Annotated in this window: 1 protein-coding gene; it reads left to right on the forward strand. The window is 72.1% G+C overall.

Annotation, left to right across the window (positions count from 1 at the left end; all coding sequences use genetic code 11):
- Window positions 1–42: 42 nt before the first annotated feature.
- Window positions 43–2,084: polyketide synthase dehydratase domain-containing protein (locus ACWD1Z_RS37220; RefSeq protein WP_451125314.1), on the forward strand; the 2,042-nt coding region annotated here is incomplete at its 3' end.

Genomic DNA, 2,084 nt, shown 5'->3' on the forward strand with positions numbered 1-2,084 from the left:
GTCCGTTTCGCTGATGGGATCGCCGCGTTGGCCGAGTCCGGGGTGACCAAGTTCTTGGAGCTGGGTCCCGACGCCACGCTCACCGCGATGGCCGCTGAGAGCGCGGACGGACTTTTCGTGGCGGCCACGCGGCGGGGCCACGGTGAGGTGGAGACGTTCACGCAGGCCCTGTCCCGGCTGTGGGTCAGCGGCGTCGACGTGGACTGGGCCGCCCTCTTCACCGGCCGCAGCCCGCACCGCGTCGACCTGCCCACGTACCCCTTCCAGCGTGAGCGCTACTGGCTGTCCGATGACGCCACCATGGGTGACCCCGTCGGGCTCGGGCTTGGTGAGGCCGGGCATCCGTTGTTGGGTGCGGCGGTTCCGTTGGCGGGTGGGGACGGCGTGTTGCTGACGGGTCGGCTGTCGACCCGTACGCATCCCTGGCTCGCCGATCACGCGGTGGCGGGGACTGTGCTGCTGCCGGGGACGGCCTTCGTGGAGCTGGCGGTGCGTGCCGGTGACGAGGTCGGTTGCGGGAGTGTGCGCGAGCTGACGCTTCAGGCGCCCCTGGTCCTGCCTGAACGGGGTGGTGTTCAGATCCAGGTCGTCGTCGGTGCCGCCGAGGAGGACGGGCGGCGCCCGCTCACCGTGTACTCGCGTCCCGAGTCGACCGAGGCGGGTGGTGCGTGGACGCTGCACGCGGAAGGTGTCCTTGCGGAGGCTCCGGTCGTGGCGTCCGCGGAACTGTCGGTGTGGCCGCCTGCCGGGGCGGAGCCGGTGGATGTGTCCGGGTTCTACGCGGAGGCCGAGGCTGCCGGTTATGCCTATGGGCCGGTGTTCCAGGGCCTGTCGGCCGTCTGGCGGCTGGGCGACGAGGTCTTTGCCGAGGTGGAGCTGGCTGAGGAAGCGCATGGCCGGGCGGGGGCGTTCGGGGTGCATCCGGCGCTGTTGGACTCGGCGCTGCATGCGGTGCTGGCGACCTCGGAGTTGGGAGAGGGGCTGCGGCTGCCGTTCCTGTGGGAGGGCGTGTCGCTTCTGGCGTCCGGTGCCACCGCCGCGCGCGTCCGTATCGCGCCCCTGGGTGGGGATACGGTCTCCGTGGAGCTGGCGGACGCGACCGGCGCTCCGATCGCCGTGGCCGAGTCGCTGATGCTGCGTCCGGTGGCGCTCGACCAGTTGGCCGCAGCGGCCACGAGCGGCTCCGACTCCCTCTACCGGCTGGAGTGGACGCCGGCTCCGGTCGCCGACGCCGGTTTCCCGCATCCGACGCGGTATGCCGGGATCGACGCCGTACTCGCCGCACTCGACGCGGGCGACGCGGCCCCCGAGGCGGCGCTGGTCGAGGTCTCCGGCGCAGGCGACGGCTCAGAGCTTGCCGACGCTGCCGCCCGGGTCACTGCTGAGGCGCTGGCGCTGCTGCAGGGCTGGCTGGCCGAGGAGCGGTTGGTCGGGTCGCGGCTTGTCGTGGTGACGCGGGGCGCAGTTGCCACTGACCGTGGTGACCTCGCTGATCTTGCAACCGCACCCGTGTGGGGGCTCGTCCGGTCCGCGCAGTCCGAGAACCCTGGCCGCATTGTGCTTCTCGACGTCGATCAGGCCGTCGAAGAGGCCGCAATAGGGGCGGCATTGGCCAGTGGTGAGTCCCAGCTGGCGGTCCGGGAGGGCCGGATGCTGGTGCCGCGTCTGGTGCGTGCGGCCGGGGCGGGCGGGAGCCTGGTGGTTCCGGCGGGGGAGCCCGCGTGGCGGCTCGATACGTCGGGTTCCGGCACGTTGGAAGGACTGGCACTGGTTCCCGCGCGGGGGGCGTCCGCGCCGCTGGAGCCCGGTCGGATACGGATCGCCGTCCGCGCGGCCGGGGTGAACTTCCGCGACGTGCTGATGAGCCTCGGGATGTACCCGGGGCGCCCTGTGCTGGGCAGCGAGGCCGCGGGTGTCGTTCTCGAAGTGGGGCCGGGTGTCTCCGACTTCGCCCCTGGCGACCGGGTGATGGGTCTGGTCCTGGAGAGCTTCGGTCCGTTGGCGGTGGCGGATGCGCGGGTGGTGGTGCGTGTGCCGGAGGGGTGGTCGTTCGAGCAGGCGGCGACTGTTCCGGTGGTGTTCCT

Source organism: Streptomyces sp. NPDC002784 (genome assembly GCF_053592135.1).